Source organism: Amycolatopsis tolypomycina, assembly GCF_900105945.1.
Lineage (GTDB): Bacteria > Actinomycetota > Actinomycetes > Mycobacteriales > Pseudonocardiaceae > Amycolatopsis > Amycolatopsis tolypomycina.
Map to the genome: position 1 here is coordinate 4,655,812 of NZ_FNSO01000004.1, position 16,136 is coordinate 4,671,947.

General features: G+C 72.9%; 7 protein-coding genes. 2 read left to right on the forward strand and 5 right to left on the reverse strand.

Going from position 1 to position 16,136, the window contains the following annotated elements:
• The first annotated feature begins 105 nt into the window (after positions 1–105).
• On the forward strand, positions 106–1,545 hold the full coding sequence (locus BLW76_RS31040) for a DUF1996 domain-containing protein (protein WP_091320089.1): 1,440 nt from the start codon (positions 106–108) through the stop codon (positions 1,543–1,545).
• Between the two features lie 111 nt (positions 1,546–1,656).
• The gene (locus tag BLW76_RS31045; RefSeq protein ID WP_091314066.1) at positions 1,657–2,592 is read left to right on the forward strand and encodes a sporulation protein; all 936 of its coding nucleotides are present in this window, start codon (positions 1,657–1,659) and stop codon (positions 2,590–2,592) included.
• A 77-nt stretch (positions 2,593–2,669) separates the two neighbouring features.
• On the opposite strand, the gene BLW76_RS31050 is transcribed toward BLW76_RS31045, so the two are convergent.
• The 5 genes from BLW76_RS31050 to BLW76_RS31070 all read right to left on the reverse strand — a co-directional run bounded on the left by BLW76_RS31050 (position 2,670) and on the right by BLW76_RS31070 (position 15,857).
• Entirely contained in the window at positions 2,670–3,944 is a 1,275-nt protein-coding gene (locus BLW76_RS31050; protein WP_208613424.1) for a vanadium-dependent haloperoxidase, read from the reverse strand.
• A gap of 113 nt (positions 3,945–4,057) precedes the next feature.
• Positions 4,058–4,471 (reverse strand): hypothetical protein, encoded by a 414-nt coding sequence (locus BLW76_RS31055; protein WP_091314069.1) that lies wholly within the window; start codon positions 4,469–4,471, stop codon positions 4,058–4,060.
• Positions 4,464–8,705 (reverse strand): hypothetical protein, encoded by a 4,242-nt coding sequence (locus BLW76_RS48825; protein WP_091314070.1) that lies wholly within the window; start codon positions 8,703–8,705, stop codon positions 4,464–4,466. Before BLW76_RS48825 ends, BLW76_RS31055 begins: the two co-directional genes overlap by 8 nt.
• Before the next feature lie 131 nt (positions 8,706–8,836).
• On the reverse strand, positions 8,837–9,277 hold the full coding sequence (locus tag BLW76_RS31065; RefSeq protein ID WP_143060710.1) for a hypothetical protein: 441 nt from the start codon (positions 9,275–9,277) through the stop codon (positions 8,837–8,839).
• A gap of 4 nt (positions 9,278–9,281) precedes the next feature.
• Positions 9,282–15,857 (reverse strand): RHS repeat-associated core domain-containing protein, encoded by a 6,576-nt coding sequence (locus tag BLW76_RS31070; protein WP_091314074.1) that lies wholly within the window; start codon positions 15,855–15,857, stop codon positions 9,282–9,284.
• Between the last annotated feature and the right edge of the window lie 279 nt (positions 15,858–16,136).

The window sequence follows — 16,136 nt, forward strand, 5'->3', positions numbered from 1 at the left end:
GCCGCTCCCTGGGTCCCGCACGTCCGGACCGGACGTGTCGCCGGCTGCCCGGGCCGAGCCTTACCTTGCCGCGCCCGGGAAAACCCGAACGAGGTGACCAACTCCATGCCCCGAACCCCCGCCACGGGCCGCCACCGCATCACCCGCCGCACCAAGCTCGCCACCCTCGGCATCGGCCTCGCGCTGGCCGTCGGCGCCCTGGTCGTCGCCACCACCACCGGCGGCACCGGCACCGCCGGCGCGGACGAAGTGGACAAGGCGTTCTACGTCGACATCACGCAGGTGCCCAAGGGCACCAACGTCAACCAGGCACTGCAACGGCAAGGCGCCCGCGGCACCTTCACCGTGGACTGCGGCCGCAACGAGAACCAGCACTTCAACCCCGACAACTTCATCGCCCAGCCCGGCGTCCGCAACGGCGCCGAGCACCTGCACGACTACGTCGGCAACCTCTCCACCAACGCCGACTCCACCAACGAAAGCCTCGCCAAGGCCGGCACCACCTGCCGCAACGGCGACAAGTCGACATACTTCTGGCCGGTCGTCCGCATCGACACCGAGGAGGACGAGGAGAACCCGCCCGCCAAGGACGTCTCAGCGGACCGCGAGCAGGCGAAGCAGGAGAAGGCCGGCACCCAGGTCGACTGCCCCGACGTCGCCAGCAAGCTCGCCGACGTCCCCGACCGGGCCGCCGCCGAGGTCGAGCGCAACCTCGACCTGCTCGACACCCAGGTCAAGGAGGCCAACGCCCGGATCGCCGGCGGCGACCTGAAGTCGGAGCAGGACATCCAGAACGCCGTCGTCGGCCCGCTCAAGGACAAACGGAAGGCGACCCTCGACCGCATCGCCATCGCCATCGGCCGGACCGGCGCGCAGCCGGCGGACCTCGGCGGCCTGGCCACCTGCGCCCTGAAGAAGAACGGCCAGGGCGGCCTGGACAACGGCGGCGGCAACTCGGATGGCAAGCCCGCCGAGCTGCCCGGCGTCAACGACCAGAACGAGATCGGCGACAACGAAGGCGAGATCCAGCGCGTCCGGCGGGCCGACCTGACGTTCACCAGCGGTGGCGCGCGCAAGGTCGTGGCGATGCCGCAGTTCCTCCGGATCCTGTACGGCGACGCCAAGCAGAGCACCAACGGCCCGGCCAACGCCCGGCCGAGCTGGACGTGCAGCGGCTTCGAGGACCGGCTCATCGACAAGTACCCGATCTGCCCCGAAGGCAGCCAGGTCAAGCGCATCCACGCGTTCCCGAACTGCTGGGACGGCAAGAACATCGACAGCGCCAACCACCGCAGCCACATCGTGTTCGCCGATCAGCAGGGCAAGTGCCCGCAGGGCTTCAAGAACGTCCCGCAGCTGGTGATCACCCTGACCTACGACATCCCCCGGGACGTGCAGGTCAACGGACAGTACAAAGTGGACGCCTTCGAGCAGGAGAACCACGACCCGCGTTCGGACCACGACGACTTCGCCAACGTCATGGGCCAGCGCCTGATGAACCAGGTCGTCACCTGCATCAACACCGGCAAGCGCTGCAACCAGTGAGCCACCCGATCGGGCCTGATGTGAAGTTTGGGCGCTTTGTCCGGAACCAAGCGCTCCGCAACGGCGTTGGGAGGGTGTCGATCACGACCTGGCGAAGGAGAAGACTCCCGGATGGTGTTCAAGAAGATGTTGCAGAAGATCGGCGTCGGCGGCCTCGCGGTCGACACGGTGCTGACCGACCCGCGCGGCCGGCCGGGCGCCCCGCTCGCCGGGGAGGTACGGCTGACCGGTGGTGAGGCCGACGCCGAGATCGAGCACATCGCCCTGTCGCTGGCCATTCAGGCCCACAACGACCGGGGTGGCCGGTCGCAGGCGGAGTTCCACCGGGTCGTCGTCGCGGGCGTCACCAGGCTGGCCGCCAAGGAACAGCGCACCATCCCCTTCACCGTCCCGCTCCCCTGGGAAGCCCCGGTGACCGAGGTGTCCGGCCGTCGGCTGCCCGGCCTGGAGCTGGGGCTGCGCACCGAGGTGTCGATCGCCAAGGCGGTCGACAAGGGCGACCTCGACCCGGTGATCGTCGAACCGCTGCCGTCGCAGGACGCGGTGCTGGAGGGGTTCGGGCGGCTCGGCTTCACCTTCAAGGCCGCCACGGTCCAGCAGGGGCAGGCCTACGGAGTCCGGCAGGAACTGCCGTTCTTCCAGCAGTTCGACTTCTACCCGTCCGGCCAGTTCGCCGGCCGCGTCGAGCTGGTCACCCTGACGCTGGTCACCACCCCCGCCGAGGTCACCGTCCTGCTGACGGCGGACCGGCACGTGGGCGCGTTCGGCGGTGAAGGGCGGTTCCAGGCCGGGCACGAGGAAGCGGCGGAGCAGGACTGGGCCGCCCGCATCCACGACTGGCTCGCCCAGGTCGTGGAGACCCGGCACGCCCAGATGACCCAGGGCGGCTACGGCCACCCCGGGTACGGCCAGCCCGGCTACGGCCACCGCGAGCGGCGCGGCCCCGGCATGGGCGGCGTGGTGGCCGGAGTGGCCGGCGGCGTCGTGGGCGGCATGCTCCTGTCCGAGATGTTCGACGACGACGGAGACGGCGGCGACGAGGGCTGACCTGGCTGGGGTGGGCGGCCGAGCCCGGTCTCCCACCCCACCCGGTTCCCGTCGAACCCGCTGCTCCGGCGGTCCGGCTACAACGGGCAACTGCCGTGGTGGGTGGGGCCGGTTCGCTTCAGCAGGCGGGTGGCGAGCACCTCGGCCGCCACACCGCGGCCGATGGCGAAGCCTGCCTGGTTGCTGAACTCGAAGTGCTGCCCGCCGAACACCCGCGACCGGCCGGCTTCGGCCGCGGCGGCCGAGAAGCCCGGGTAGGTGCGGGCCTGGCCGCCCGGTGCGGTGTCCGTGGTGTGCGTGAAGGGAATGCCGTCCGCGCAGAAGAACCCGGCCAGCACCGCAGCCGCCGCGCCGCTGTAGGAACTGTGTCCGGACGGGTACTCCGGACTCCCGCCGGTGCTGCCGGCCCGCGGAGCCCAGTTCGGGTTCGGCTGCGTCGCCGGGTTCCCGTCGGTCTCCGCCTCGCGGATCGCCGTGGCAGGACGCCAGTGCCGGTAGGTGAACTTGGTGGCCACGGTCGGCACCGTGGTGTCGGCCAGCGTCATCGTCAGCAGGGCCAGGAGCCGCGCCGAGGCGGCCAGCGACCGGCCTTGGGACACGGTCAGCGCGATCTTCACCCACTCTCCGGCGGGCTGGTCCGTGCCGGCCGGCACGGACCAGAAGTGGTAGGTGGCGAGCTTGTCGGGGGCGGCTGTCCCGGCGTCGCCGAGCAGCGCGACCTCGGCGAACGCGGCGGCGTAGTCCAGGCCGGCCAGTGCCGGCGGCGGCCCCGGGACGTACCCGGCGGGGTCGGTGACGGCGAACGGGCGGACCGTGCGGTACTGCACGCCGGACCATTCGGCCCGGAACACCCCGGGCCCCGCGCCCGCGGGCTGGCTCTGCACCGGAACCGAGCCGTCGTCGGCGCGGGCGGCCACCACGCGCCGGGCGACCTCACTCCCCCAGCGCACCCCCGCGTCGCGCGGGTGGCCGGGACGCAGGGCGGCCAGGTCGGCCTGCAGCTGCGCGTCGTAGCCGGCGGTCCGGTCGGGGTCCAGCCGGACGAGGACGCCGTGCGCCGCGGCGACGGCCGCGGCACGGGGATCGGCGCCGCGCGGGCCGGGGCCGGGCACGAGCGCGGGGCCGCGAGCCGGGCCGGCGAGCCCGTTGACCGCGTCGTAAACGGCGACGTTCAGCATCGCGTAGGTGCGGGCGGCGTCGGCGTCGGTTGCGCGGGAGGCGCGGACCGCGGCCAAGGCGAGCTCGTTCCACACCCGCACGCTGTCCGACCGCGGCTCGGCAACCGCGGCCGCTGGGGCGCTCAACCCGGCTGCGGCCAGGATGAACACCAGGGCCAGGACGATCTTCTGCACGGCCTCGCCTCCCGATCCGCCCGAGGAGTCCGCGGGTTCGCCGCCCTATCGTGGCGCGAATCCGGCAGCCCTGCGACGGCCACTCGACGGCGCCCCGGCTGGTCCGAATGGCTTCAGCGAGGAGCGGGGCGGCCGGTGAATTCGCCGTACTCGTCCTCGGTCCAGGCCGCGAGCCGCCAGCGTCCCGGTTCGTAGACCAGCTCCGCGTAGCTTTCGGCGGTTCCCCGCAACGCCAGCCTCGTCCCGCCGGCGAAGAGGAAGACGAACGCGTTGACCACCGGTCGCCGCTCGATCACCTCCAAGCCGATCGTCGCGGTGAGCCCGATACCCAGCAGCCCGGCGACCGGCGACGTCGTCGCCACCCGGCACGTCAGCGCGACGTCGTCGACGACGTCCCGGCCCTCGACCCGCAACGGGACCCCGAGCGCGTCGGACAGGGTGCCGGCCAGCCGGTCGACGATCGCCGCCCAGTCGTCGGCCGAGCGCCGAGCGGGGACCGGCGTCCGGAAGATCAGGTCGTCACTCACCGGCGCTCCCCGGGCGGATCGGGCGGCCGTTGCGCGGGTTGATCTCCACGTAGCCCGGCTTGTCCGCCCACTTCGAAACGTCGTTGAAGGAACCCGTGCCGTCCGGATCCGAAGGCCCGTAAGCGGTGATGACCTCCTCCTTGCGGCCGGCGACCGTGATCGCCACGTCCCCGTTGTTGCGATAGTAGATGTCGACGGCCCGGCCGTCGCTGTTCAGGCCGGTGAACACCCGGTCCGGCCGGTTGAGGATGTCCGCCTGCATCTGCTCCGACCAGCCGTGGCCCGAACGCGCGTGCCCGGTCTGCCCGGTGCCGCCCTCGGCGGCCGGGGCGCCGACGACCTCGTCCGGCGCGACCTGACGGCGGAAGTTCGCCCGCGTCTCGGCGGATCCTTCGACGCGGGCGCGTTCGGCGGCGCGCTCCGGCGGTTCCCCGGCGACCGGGCCCTCGACGATCTGTTCGCCCGGCAGGTCGCCTTCGGTGATCCGCCGCAGCTGCCCTTCGAGGGCCTCGACCCGGTCGCGCAGCGCGTCGAGCCGCTGCCGGGATTCCTCCAGCATGGCCGGATCACCCAGCTCGCGGGCGGCTTCCGCGTCGGCCCGCGCGCTTTGGAGCTGCTCCTCGAGCGTGCGCCCTTCCTGGTTGCGCAACTGGCCCTGCACGTCGCGTTCGAACGCCCGGTCACCCCGCCGCCCGGCCGTCACCTCGGGTTCGGCCAGCAGTTCGCGCACCCGGCGGATGCCCGCGTCGATCTCGGCAGGCTCGGCCGCCGCCCGCGCCGGCGGTTCCCCGGGAGCGACCGCGGGTTCCTCCGGAGCGGTCACCGGTGGTTCGCCCTCGCGCTCCCCCGGCGCGGCGGCCGCGGGCGTCGCGTCGCCCTCGAGGTGCGGTGTCCCGCCACCGGTGCCGGGCTGGTTCTCGTACCACTCGCCGTAGGCCTCCATGGACCGGAAGCGCCGGGTCACCGGGTTTCCCTGGGCGTCCGGGTACGTCAGCGAGTACGGCTCCGGGTTCGCCGGGTCGTACCCGTAGGTGACGGTCTCGTTGCCGCGCTCGGTGACGATCCCGATGGTCTGCTCGACCGGCCGCCCGCCGGCCTCGGCCTGCAGCCGCGCGACGTCGAAGTCGCCGCCACGGCCACTCGGGTACCGATGCGGCTCCAGGGTCACGCCGCTCGCGGGATCGACCGGGTGCGAGTGCTCCACGAGGTCCCAGCGGCCGGGCTCCCCCGGCCGGCTCTCCAGGAATTCGCGCATCGCCGGGTTGCGGCCCTCGTAGGCGTCGACGAACTCGTTGTTGCCCTGCACGACAATGCATTCACCGGTCTCGCTGTTGCGGTAGACGGCGACCTCGTTGTGCGGAGCGTCCCGACGCGCGTTCTCGTACATGACGCGCGCGTCGGCCTCGCTCATCGGGTGTTCGTCGTGCATGACGGTGCCGTCCGGGAGGTCTTCGACCGGCAGATCGGCGTGCTCGTCGTTCGGGATCGTCGGCCGGTCCTCCTCCGGGCCGCCCGGCATCGTGGTGCGCTCGTCCTCCGGACCGCCCGGCACCGTCGTGCGCTCGTCCTCGGCACCGCCCGGCACCGTCGTGCGCTCGTCCTCCGCACCACCCGGCACCGTGGTGCGCTCGTCCTCCCCACCACCCGGCACCGTCGGCCGGTCCTCCTCCCCACCACCCGGCACCGTCGTCCGCTCCTCCTCCCCACCACCCGGCACCGTCGTCCGCTCGTCGGCCACCGGCGTGGGCGGCTCCTCGTGCGGCAACGCCCCCTCGACGGGCGCGTCCGGCATGGCGTCCGCGCGTGCCTGCATCCGCGCGGACGAGGCGTTGATCTCCGCGGGCGTGACGTTGAACGCGTGCCCGCTGTCGACCATCGCCCCGCGCGCGCTGCTGGTCACGTTCTCGATGAACCGGCCGCCCGGACCGTAGGAAAGCGCTATCGACATCCCGATGTTGACCAGCAGGCCCTCGTGCCACGGGCGGCCGGCGACGACGTTGTTGACGATGCCGAGCGTCGCGCCGGTGACGACGTTCGCGGCCTTGCCGATGGCCAGCGCGCCGGCCTGGGTGAGCAGCTGCCGCTCGACCGCTGCGCCGAGAGCTCCGCTGACGCCGCCGCCGATCGCGCCGCCGATGGCGCCGAAGATCGCGCCGACGACCATCTGCCTGCCCAGCTCCGACCAGTTGGTGTCGCGGCCGTGCACGGCGTTGTCGGTGAGCGTGGTCGCCGCCGCGGAGAGGGCGCCGGCCAGCGCGCCGGCCAGGATCAGCGCGCCGATCCCCGTGCCGAGCAGCGCGACCACCGCGATCGTGACGAGCAGGCCGACGACCAGGCCGGCGACCATGCCCCACGGCACGCTGCGCACCGCGTTCTCCAGCCAGCTGCGGTGGGTGGCCTCCTCGGCCTCGCGCATCGCCTGGTCCATCCGGCCGTCGAGCGTGCCCAACGGCTCCCGGGCACGTCCGGTCGCCTCCGCGGCCCGCTGGGCCAGCGCCTCGCGGAACTGCCCGAGCGCCTGCCCGAACCGGGCGTCGAGGTCGGCGATGGTCCGGTCCAGGCTCGCGAACGCGCCGTCGACCGTCCGGTCGCCGGACTGCTGCGCCCCGGACACCAGGCGGGCCAGCTCTTCGGCCAGCGACGCGGCCTGGCCGTCGGCACCCGCCTGCCCCGCGGCGGCGGTCTCGGCGGCCTGGTCACGGGCTTGTCCCGCCGCCGCACGGACCGCGTCCAGGGCCTCGCCCGCGGTCGTGCTGAACGCCTGGGCGATCTCGGCGAGCGCGACCCGTGCCTGTTGCCCGGTGTCGCCGAACCCCTGCCGCACCTGCGCACTCAGCTCACCGGCCAGCCGGGCGGCGGCGGCGCGGCGGACGCGGCGGTTGGCGATCCCGCCGAGGATTCCGTCGAGCAGCGCCGCACCGCCCTGTGCCGCCTGGTCGTGCTGCGCCTGCCCGGCCGCGACGGCCTGGGCGCCGGCGTCGCGCACGGCGGCCTTGGTCAGGTCGACCTGTTCCCGGATCGCCTGCGTGACCGACGAGCGCAGCGCGGCGAGCTGGCCGGCGACGTCGGCGCCGAGCCGGGTGAGGGACGAGCAGCCCGCGGAAATAGCCTGGCCGAGCTGGCTGCCCGCCCCTTCGGTGGTCTGGGTGAGCACCGCGGTGATCGACGGCAGCTGGGTGCGGATCCGGTCGGCGATCTCGTTCGCCTGCCCGACCAGCTGGGCCCGGGTCTCCGGCCCGAGGTCGCGCAGCTGCGTCACGGTGTCGCCGAGTGATTCGGAGATCCGGGTGGCGGTGTCCGCGGCGACCTCGCGCGCGGCCGCCGCCCTGGCCTGTGCGCCCTCGGCGTCGGCACCACCGGGCGACGCGGCTCGCTGCGCACCCCGCGTGCGCGCCTGCCCGGCGAGGGCGTCGACCTGCGTGCGCGTGTCGGCGGCGGAGGTGTTCGCGGCGGTGACGGCCTCGGCGCCCTTGGTCGTCCCGAGGGCGCGGATCTGCCCGGTTCGCGCCGCGTACCCCTCGTCGAGCCGGCGGCCGGCCTCGGTGGACCACGCCGTGAGCCGCGCCTGCTCGGCCTGCCCGGCCTGGCGCATCCGCTGCTGGGCGCCAGCGACGGCGGTCGTCACCCGGCCCTCGGCCGCGGTGAACCCGGCCTCCACCGCGGCGAGCTCGCCGGTGGTCTCCTGCTCGATCGTCTCCTGCTGTTCCTCGACCGTGGTCTCGACGAGCGCGAGCTGCTCGTCGACGGCGGCCGCCAGCGTCGCCTGGCCTTCCGCGCCGGCCTCGGCGACGGCGGCCACGACCTGCTGGGCGCCCGCCGCGGCCGCCGGCGGTGCGGTGACCGGCGCCGCCTGCGCCGGCCGTCGGCCACCGATCCCGTGCGGCACGGCGGACGGCGGCGCCGGTGCCTTCGCGGGCCGGGCCGGGGCGGGCAGTTCCGGGGCTGCGACGGGCTTCACCGGTGAAACCGGCTGCGGGACGCGGACATCCTCGGGCGCTGGCGTCGCCGGCGCGACCGGAGGCGCCTTCGGCGGCGGGGCCGGACGACGCTCGCGGACCTCGGCGCCCAGCAGCGAGCTGACCGCCTGGTTCCCGGCACCGCCCTGCAACGCGGTGATCGTCCGCGGGTCCATCGGCCCTTCGGCCCGCGCCGGCGCGGGAGTCGCGAGCCGTTCGACGGCAAGGGGCGGCCGCGGGCCGTCCCGCTCCGGTTCGCGGTGCTCCTGGTGGTCCACGGTCCCTCCCCCGTTCGCCCCGTCCCAGGATCGCGCGCGCGGCGCTCCGATCCCAGGCCGGACGGGCAGCCGAGAGGGCGGCACCTGCGGCCCGCGCGGGCCGAAGCGCACCAGATGCGAGCAGGTGCCCGTCAGTCGCCGGTGACCAGCTCCACGCCGAGCAGGCCGGCCAGCTCGGCCAGCTGCTCCCGGGTGTAGGCGTCCCGGAACGCGACCAGCACCTTGCCCTCGGCGTCGGCGAAGCAGCCGAGGCCCGATCGCGGCGTCCGGATCCGGGCCACGGCCTCCCGCCGGGCGGTGCCGGGCGCCCCGAGCAGGGTGTGCACCCGGACCTGCTCGGCGTCGACGACGATCTTGGTGCGGCGGAGGTAGGCGATGGTCGGTGCGGCGACCAGCACGACCGCCCCCAGCCAGGACAGGAACTGGCCGGCGCCCCGGCCCGCGACGCCGCCGGCCAGGCCGGCCGCGACGAGGCCGGCGGTGCACAGTCCCAGCACGATCACCAGGTAGGCGACGCGCCCGTTGCGCAGGGAGCAGCGGAACACCGCCGGCATCGGCATCGGCTCCGTCACCGGGTCAGTGTCCACAGCCGCTCTTGATCGCGTAAATCGGGTCGAACCCGCCGAGTGCCATGCTCAGACCGCCGATCATCGTCGTGTTGAACCGGCCCAGGAACTTCAGGTAGTCCTCGTCGTACCCGACCGACCTGCCGTACGCGTTGAACCCGTCGCCGAGCGCGCCGGCCGCGGCGCCGATCAGACCTTCGCCGACGACCTCGCCGAAGTCGACCTTGCTGTTGTCCCAGTCGTTGTCGTGCAACTGGGTCAGGTAGTCGACCGTGAGGTTGGTCGCCACGCCGGCGCAGATACCGCACTCGGCGAAAGTGGCCCCGAACACCCCGCCTGCCGCGGCGGCGATGCCGACGTCGGCCCAGTCGACGTGACCGGTCAACGCGCCGTGGATGAGCGCGCCACCGCCGGCGGCGATGGCGCCGACCGCGCCGGCGATGAGGTTGTCCAGGCCGAACAGCTCACCGGTCGGGTCGGTGCGGTTGACCGGGTTGCCGCCCGTGTACGCGTAGGCAGTGCCGCTGGTGTCGACCAGGGGGTCGACGGACAGGAACAGCGCGGTGGCGGGGTCGTAGTACCGGGCACGGAGGTAGATCAGCCCGGACTCGGCGTCGGTGTACTGGCCCGTGTACAGCAACGGCGTGTGGGCACTGCCGCTGGTGGTGGCCACGCCGTACGGCGTGTAGGAGGCGTGCCCGGCCACGGTGCCGGCGCCGTCGAGCAACCCGATCGTCGAACCGAGCTGGTCGTGCACGAACCAGTTCGCCGCCGCGCCGATCTGCTCGATGGGCAGGCCGCCCGGGCCGTACAGGTAGCTGTTCGTGCCGTCGGAGAGCACGTTCGGCGTCTCGCCGCCGTCCCAGACGAACGTGGCGGTCACCCCGCCGGCCGTCTTGGTCGTGCGCAGGCCGTCGCCGTTGTAGGTGTAAGTGGCCCCGGCCGTGCCGGTGAGCCGCCCCGCCTGGTTGTAACTGTAGGTGGTGGAGCCGAACGTCTTGCGCTCCCCCAGGTTGTCGTGGGTGACGGCCGTGGCGCCGCCGGGCACGGTGCCGCAGGTGGGGGCGGTCACCGTGCTGCCGGCCAGTGCCCAGCACAGCTGCCCGGCCGCGTCGAAGGCCTGCGTCGCGGCGCCGACGGTGGTCGGGTTGTCCGCCGCGTCGTAGGCGAACGTGCTGCCGCCGGCACTGCCGAGCTGCTCGCGCGGGGTGTAGCCGAAGGGCTGCGAGCTCGTGCCGACGGTCTGGGTCGACAGCTGCCCCATCGGGTCACGGCCGTAGGTGGCCGACAGGACCGTGGCCGACCCGGTGACCGCGGATGTCGAGGTCTGCTGCTCGGCGTCGTCGTAGCCGTCGGTGACGGTGTCGCCGTCCGGGTACTGGGTGGTGCGCACCTTCCCGTCGTTGTCGTAGCCGAAGACGGTCTGGTTGCCGTTCCAGTCGGTGACGGTCTTCAGCCGTCCGGCGTCGTCGAAGGTCCGGAGCACCGGCGTCGCCTGCCCCGGGTAGGTGATCGACGTCTGGTTGCCCGCATTGTCGTAGCCGTAGCCGACCGCGGCACCGGATCCCTGCGTCTGGGCGGTGAGCTCGCCGAACGTGTCGTAGGTCCAGGTCGAGGTCCCGGTGCCGTCGGTCATCGTGCGCCGCCGGCCGACGGGGTCGTAGGCGTAGGTGGCGCCCGGGGTGACACCGTCCGAATAGGACACCGACTTCAGCAGGCCCGCCGCGTCGTAGCCCATGGTCGTGACCCGCCCGGCCGCGTCGGTCACGGTGAGCGCGCGGCCCGCCGGGTCGAGGTGCGTGCTCGTGACGCGGTGGTCCGGATCGGTCCGGCTGTTCCTGCGGCCCTGGCCGTCGTAGCCGTACTGCGTCTTGGCGCCGAGGCCGTCGACGGTGTCGGCGAGCGTGCCGTCCGGGTTGAGGTCGCTGATCCGGGTGGTGCCGTCGGCCTGCGTCACCTTGGTCGCCTGGTCGGCCGCGTCGAACGTGGTGATCACGGTGTGGTTGTTCGGATCGGTGGCCGACGTCTTGTTCCCGTCCGCGTCGAAGACCGCGGTCGAGCTGTGGCCGAGCGGATCGGTGGTGCGGTTGACGTTGCCGTGGGCGTCGTGGCCGTAGGTGGTGCAGCCCTTCGCCGGCGGCGTGCACGACGGTGCGACCCCGGCCGCCGTGCCGTTCGGGTCCACTGTGGACGTCAACCAGCCGGTCCGGGTGTCGTAGCCGTACTGGGTCTTGTCGCCGGCGGCGTCGGTGACCGTGGCCTTGTCGCCGTAGGCGTCGTAGGTCGTGGTGGTGGTCTTGCCGTTCGGGTCGGTCAGCCGCGTCTGGTCGGCCGGGTGCGCGGCGTCGTCGTGGTGGTAGGCGGTGGTGCGGGTGGGCGCCGGCCCGAAGTTGCCGGTCAGCGACTCCACCACGTTGTTGGCCTGGGTGACGGTGGTGGCCGTCGGCACCAGCGTGTCCGGGTCGTAGGTGGTGACCGTGGCGACCCCGTTCTCGTCGATGCTCTCGACCGGGTCGTCGTGGTCGTCGAAGGCGTAGTTCTTGGTGAAGCCCAGCGCGTTCGACTCGGACGTCCGGTTGCCGTGGTCGTCGTAGGTGAACGTCTGGAGGTCGCCGTCGGGATCGGTCTGGCTCGACACGCCGAGGGTCACCGGGTCGTAGGTGTAGCTGGTGGTGCCGGCGTCGCCGGTGCCGTACCCCTTGGTCTCCGAGACGAGCAGGGCGTTCTGGTAGGTGTCCAGCGTCTGGTGCCCGGCCGGGTCGGTCACCAGGGTCTGCCCGGCGGTCAGCCCGCCGTCGGGTCCGTAGGTGAACGTCGTGGTGTGGCCGTTGGCGTCGACCTGCGTCTTCACGCGTTCGGCGCTGTCGTACGTCATCGCGGTGACCGCGGACGCGGCGCCGCCGTAGTTCTTCGGCGACCGCATCGAGGTCATCAGGTGGCCGGCGTAGGTGTACTGCGTGTGGTCGTCGTCCTTGAGCGTTGGGGTGCGGGTGGTGCCCGCGCCGTAGACGTCGGTCAGGTTGCCGGTGCCGTCGTAGGCGTAGGTGACGGTGCGGCCGGCCGGGTCGCTCAGCCCGGTGATGTGGTTGCCGGTCCAGGTCAGCGTGTACGCGCGGCCGGCCGGGTCGGTGATCGTGTGCAGGTGGCCGCTGCCGTCGTAGGCGAGGCTGGTCTGGTACGGCGGGTTCGCCTTGCTGCCGGCCAGGTCGGTCTCCGCGGTGAGGTGGCCGCTGGTGGTGTCGAAGGTGAAGATCTCCTTGCCGCGCCGCGTGAACGTGTAGCCGGAGCCGTTCTTGGCCAGTGTCGCGTCGTACCGCGGCGCCGACGGCGCGTAGCTGCCGGCCGAGTCGACGAACGTGACCTGGGAGCCGTCTTCCTGGGTGACCGTGACGTTCCCGGTCGCGGCCGTGGTGGCGAACAGGTTGTACGAATCGGTCCAGCCCCAGCCGAACGGCCCGTCGGCGGCGAGCGAACCGTGGGGGCCGCTGGGGTCGGCGATGCCCTCGGCGTAGCTGCGGGTGAAGTTCAGCGGCAGGCCGCGGCCGGGCGTGGCCAGGTCGGTGAACGTCTGGCCGAAGTACCCGGTCGAGGTGTCCACCGGGTCGCCGGCGGTGCGCCGGGCGCAGCCGCAGGCGACGAACGCGGGGTTGGATCCGCGCGGTGCGTCCTGGATGCCGGGCGGACCGCCGATCGGCTGGCCGGGCGTGCCGCCCTGCGGCACGAACGCGATCGCGTCGAAGGCCACGTCGAAGTCGGAGTAGCCGAAGCCGCCCCGGTCGACCGAGCTGCCGTTGTTGGTCAGCACGACGTTGCCGCCGTTCTGCATGGCGAACGTGCCGATGGTGACCCACTGCTCGGAGTTCCAGGCCTGGTTGACCCGGATCTTCCACGGCGCCACGCCGCCGCCGGGGTTGATCGTGTAGACGACGTCGGTCGCCTCCGCGCCGAGGCCGGGAATGTGCAGCTTGATCTTGTAGTACTGCAGCGACGGCAGGTTCGGCGTCCAGGTGCCGGTGTTGACGAGGTCGGGCTCGGAGCCGTCTTCGGTGTGGGTGAACAGGATGTGGCCGCCCAGGCCGGTGCCGGCCTGGTGGGTGTCGATCGCGCCGATCGGATCACCGGCCGAGTTGGTGCCGTAGGTGTAGGTGAACGTGCCGTTGCTCGACCAGTTCGGGTTGCCGCAGCCCTGCAGGTTCAGCGGCGGCGACGGCTCGTCGTCGACGATGATCGAACCCGCCGGGACCTTCGAGGTGTCCTGGTTGCACGTGGGTGGGTTCTGGCTGGGGTTCGCCGGTTCACTGCCGCCCGACACGGCGTACGGGCTGGTCGCGCAGGTCGTCGCGCAGGTGGGGATCCAGGTGACGGGCTGGTGCCACCAGCATTCGAAGTCGTTGAGCATGCAGTGGCTGGCGCCCGGGTTGGCCGTGTTGGTGTTGTTGGGGTCGCAGTGGTTGGCCGCGAGGTCGCACATCGCGGTGAACGGTGCGGGCTGCACCCACGTGTTCCCGCCGTGGTACGTCGGCTTGGCGTAGGCCTTGCTGCCGTAGCGCAGCAGCGGGTTCGCAGTCCAGCCGAGCACGCGTTCCTGGTAGGGCCAGCTGGCCGGGTGCGCGGCGTCGGCGTAGGTGTCCTGCAGGTACGGGTCGCGGTTGGGCGGGTAGTCCAGGTTGGCCGGGTTGTTGGTCCAGCCAAGCCCCCAGGTGCCGTCCGGGCCGGTGCACGACGGGCCCGGCGTGCAGCCGGTGGTGTTGCCGTTGGCGGCGTTCGGCTGGATGCCGGAGTTGTACGCCCAGGCGGCGAAGTACCAGTTCTCCAGGTCGGCCGGGTCGCCGTTGTTCGCGATGATCCCCGCGCTGTAGAGCTGGTTCCAGGTGGTCTCCAGAATCTGCAGGCCGGCGGCGATGTTCTCCTGGTAGTCGACGGCGACCTTGATCTGGCCGTGCGCGGACAGCGAGGTGTCGCCGACGTGCATGCCGTCGGTGACCTGGCTGATCCCGTACCCGCAGTCCGAGGCGGCGTAGTTGATGGACCGGATGTCACCGCCCGCGCCGTAGTAGCTGGCGATCAGCGGGTCGCCGGCCGTGCCGGCCGGCGCGTGCCAGGAAGCCTGCGACCAGTTCGACTCCTGGGCCATGATGCCCTCGAAGATCGACCGCGGCACGGTGTTCGACGCGCCGGCCGGGTGCGCCAACGGGATCAGCGGGAAGTCGTTGTTGGGCGCGTAGGCCGCCAGCCCGAGGTTGTCGAAGCCGGCCGGCCGCGTGTACGCGCTGCCGGTCAGCAGACCCTGTTCCGCCAGCTGCACGGCCCAGTCGACCTGTGCCGGGTTCGGCTGCATGACCTGCTTCGCCGTGTCGAGCGGCGCGACCGCGCAGGTCGGCGTCTGGGCGGTCGTCGCCGCGGTGGCCGTCGCTCCGCCACCGCCGTGCGCGGGCGCGGCATCGGCGTGCGGCACCAGGTAACCCGGCTGCGGGCGGTGGGCGGCGGTGCCTTCGGCCGCGGTGTAGCCGGGCAGCGTGGTCGACGGCGGCGCGGTGCTGCCGGCGACGGCGCGGGTCAGGACGGTGCCGGTGGTGGTCGACAGCAGGACCGGCGCCGGGTTCTGCGCCGCCGGGTCCGGTCCCAGCAGGGCGTCGCCGTCCAGCGAGGAGCCGGTGGCGGCCCGCGACAGCCCGGCATCCTCGACCGCCCGGACACCCGCGCCGGCCAGCGCCGCGGCGCTGGTCCGGGCCGCACCGGCCAGCACGGCGTGACCGGACCGGCCCTGGAACAGGTGCAGGCGCGTGAGGTCGCCGGAGCCCAGGGTGGTGACCGCGCCGGCGTGCTCGTGCACCGCGGTGGCGGTCTTCGCGCCGGGCGCGGCGTGGAGGAAGCTGACCCCGCCGTCGGCCGCGGGCCGCAGGTCGTAGGCGGCACCGGTGACGCTCGTGATGACGGCCGGTTTTCCCATGGCGGGCACCGAGACCAGCCGCGAGCCGGCGACGCCGACGATCCCGGTCGCGGTCGGCACCGCCGAGGTGACCTGTCCGGGCACCGTCGTCGAGCCGTCGACCTTCCCGGTCGCCAGGTTGGCGGTCACCAGCCGGGTGTTCTCGTCGTTCGCCCCGACGTCGAGGGTGAACACGGCCTGGTCGCCCGTGCCGCACCCGGGCGAGAAGTACTTCAGCCCGACGCCGCTCGCCAGCGGGCGCACGGCGCCGGAGGAGAGGTCGACGGCGTAGGCGACCGCGCCGTGGTCACGCGCGGCCTGGCTGGTGACCGCCGAGAGCGGCAGCACCGCCACCGCGGCGTACCGGCCGGTTCCGGACACGCACTGGTAGCCCGTCCACGACGAGTCGTCCAGGCCGGCCGGGTGCAGCAGCGCGACCTCGTGCCAGGCGAAGCCGGAGCTCTCCCGGCCCAGCTCCAGGTGGTACCCCCGCGCGTCACCCCAGCCGTCGACGGCGACGTCGGCCGAGGACGCCGCCCCCGGCCCGAAGTCACCCGGTCTGGGGGCGGCAGCCGGGCGCACCGGTGCCGCGCCCGCCGGGGCGGGCGCCGCGGACACGGTGGTCACCGAACCGGAGAAGAGGGCGAAAACGGTCACGAAAATGGCAACGGAACGAGACCTGGACCACTTGCCGAACGGCGCCCGGCCGACCCGGAAAGCAATTCTTCGCACAGCAAAGACCAAATCGGACACAGCACGAACCTTCCCACCCAGAGCCCTGAAGGACTTACCCCGTTCGCGCGCACCCGATGAGCCGAGAGCGGCTGAGCAGAACATTAATGGGTTCTGTAAAACCGGCTATCACCCGCCCGGGTGAGCGCAAGCCCGCACAGAAGAATGCTTACTCGTTCTTTGCCGAGTCACTATTTTCCCGTT

What these genes read in the sequence shown, in the direction of transcription:
- BLW76_RS31040 (WP_091320089.1), top strand. Translation starts at nt 106, where the DNA reads ATGCCCCGAACCCCCGCCACGGGCCGCCACCGCATCACCCGCCGCACC.
- BLW76_RS31045 (WP_091314066.1), top strand. Translation starts at nt 1,657, where the DNA reads ATGGTGTTCAAGAAGATGTTGCAGAAGATCGGCGTCGGCGGCCTCGCG.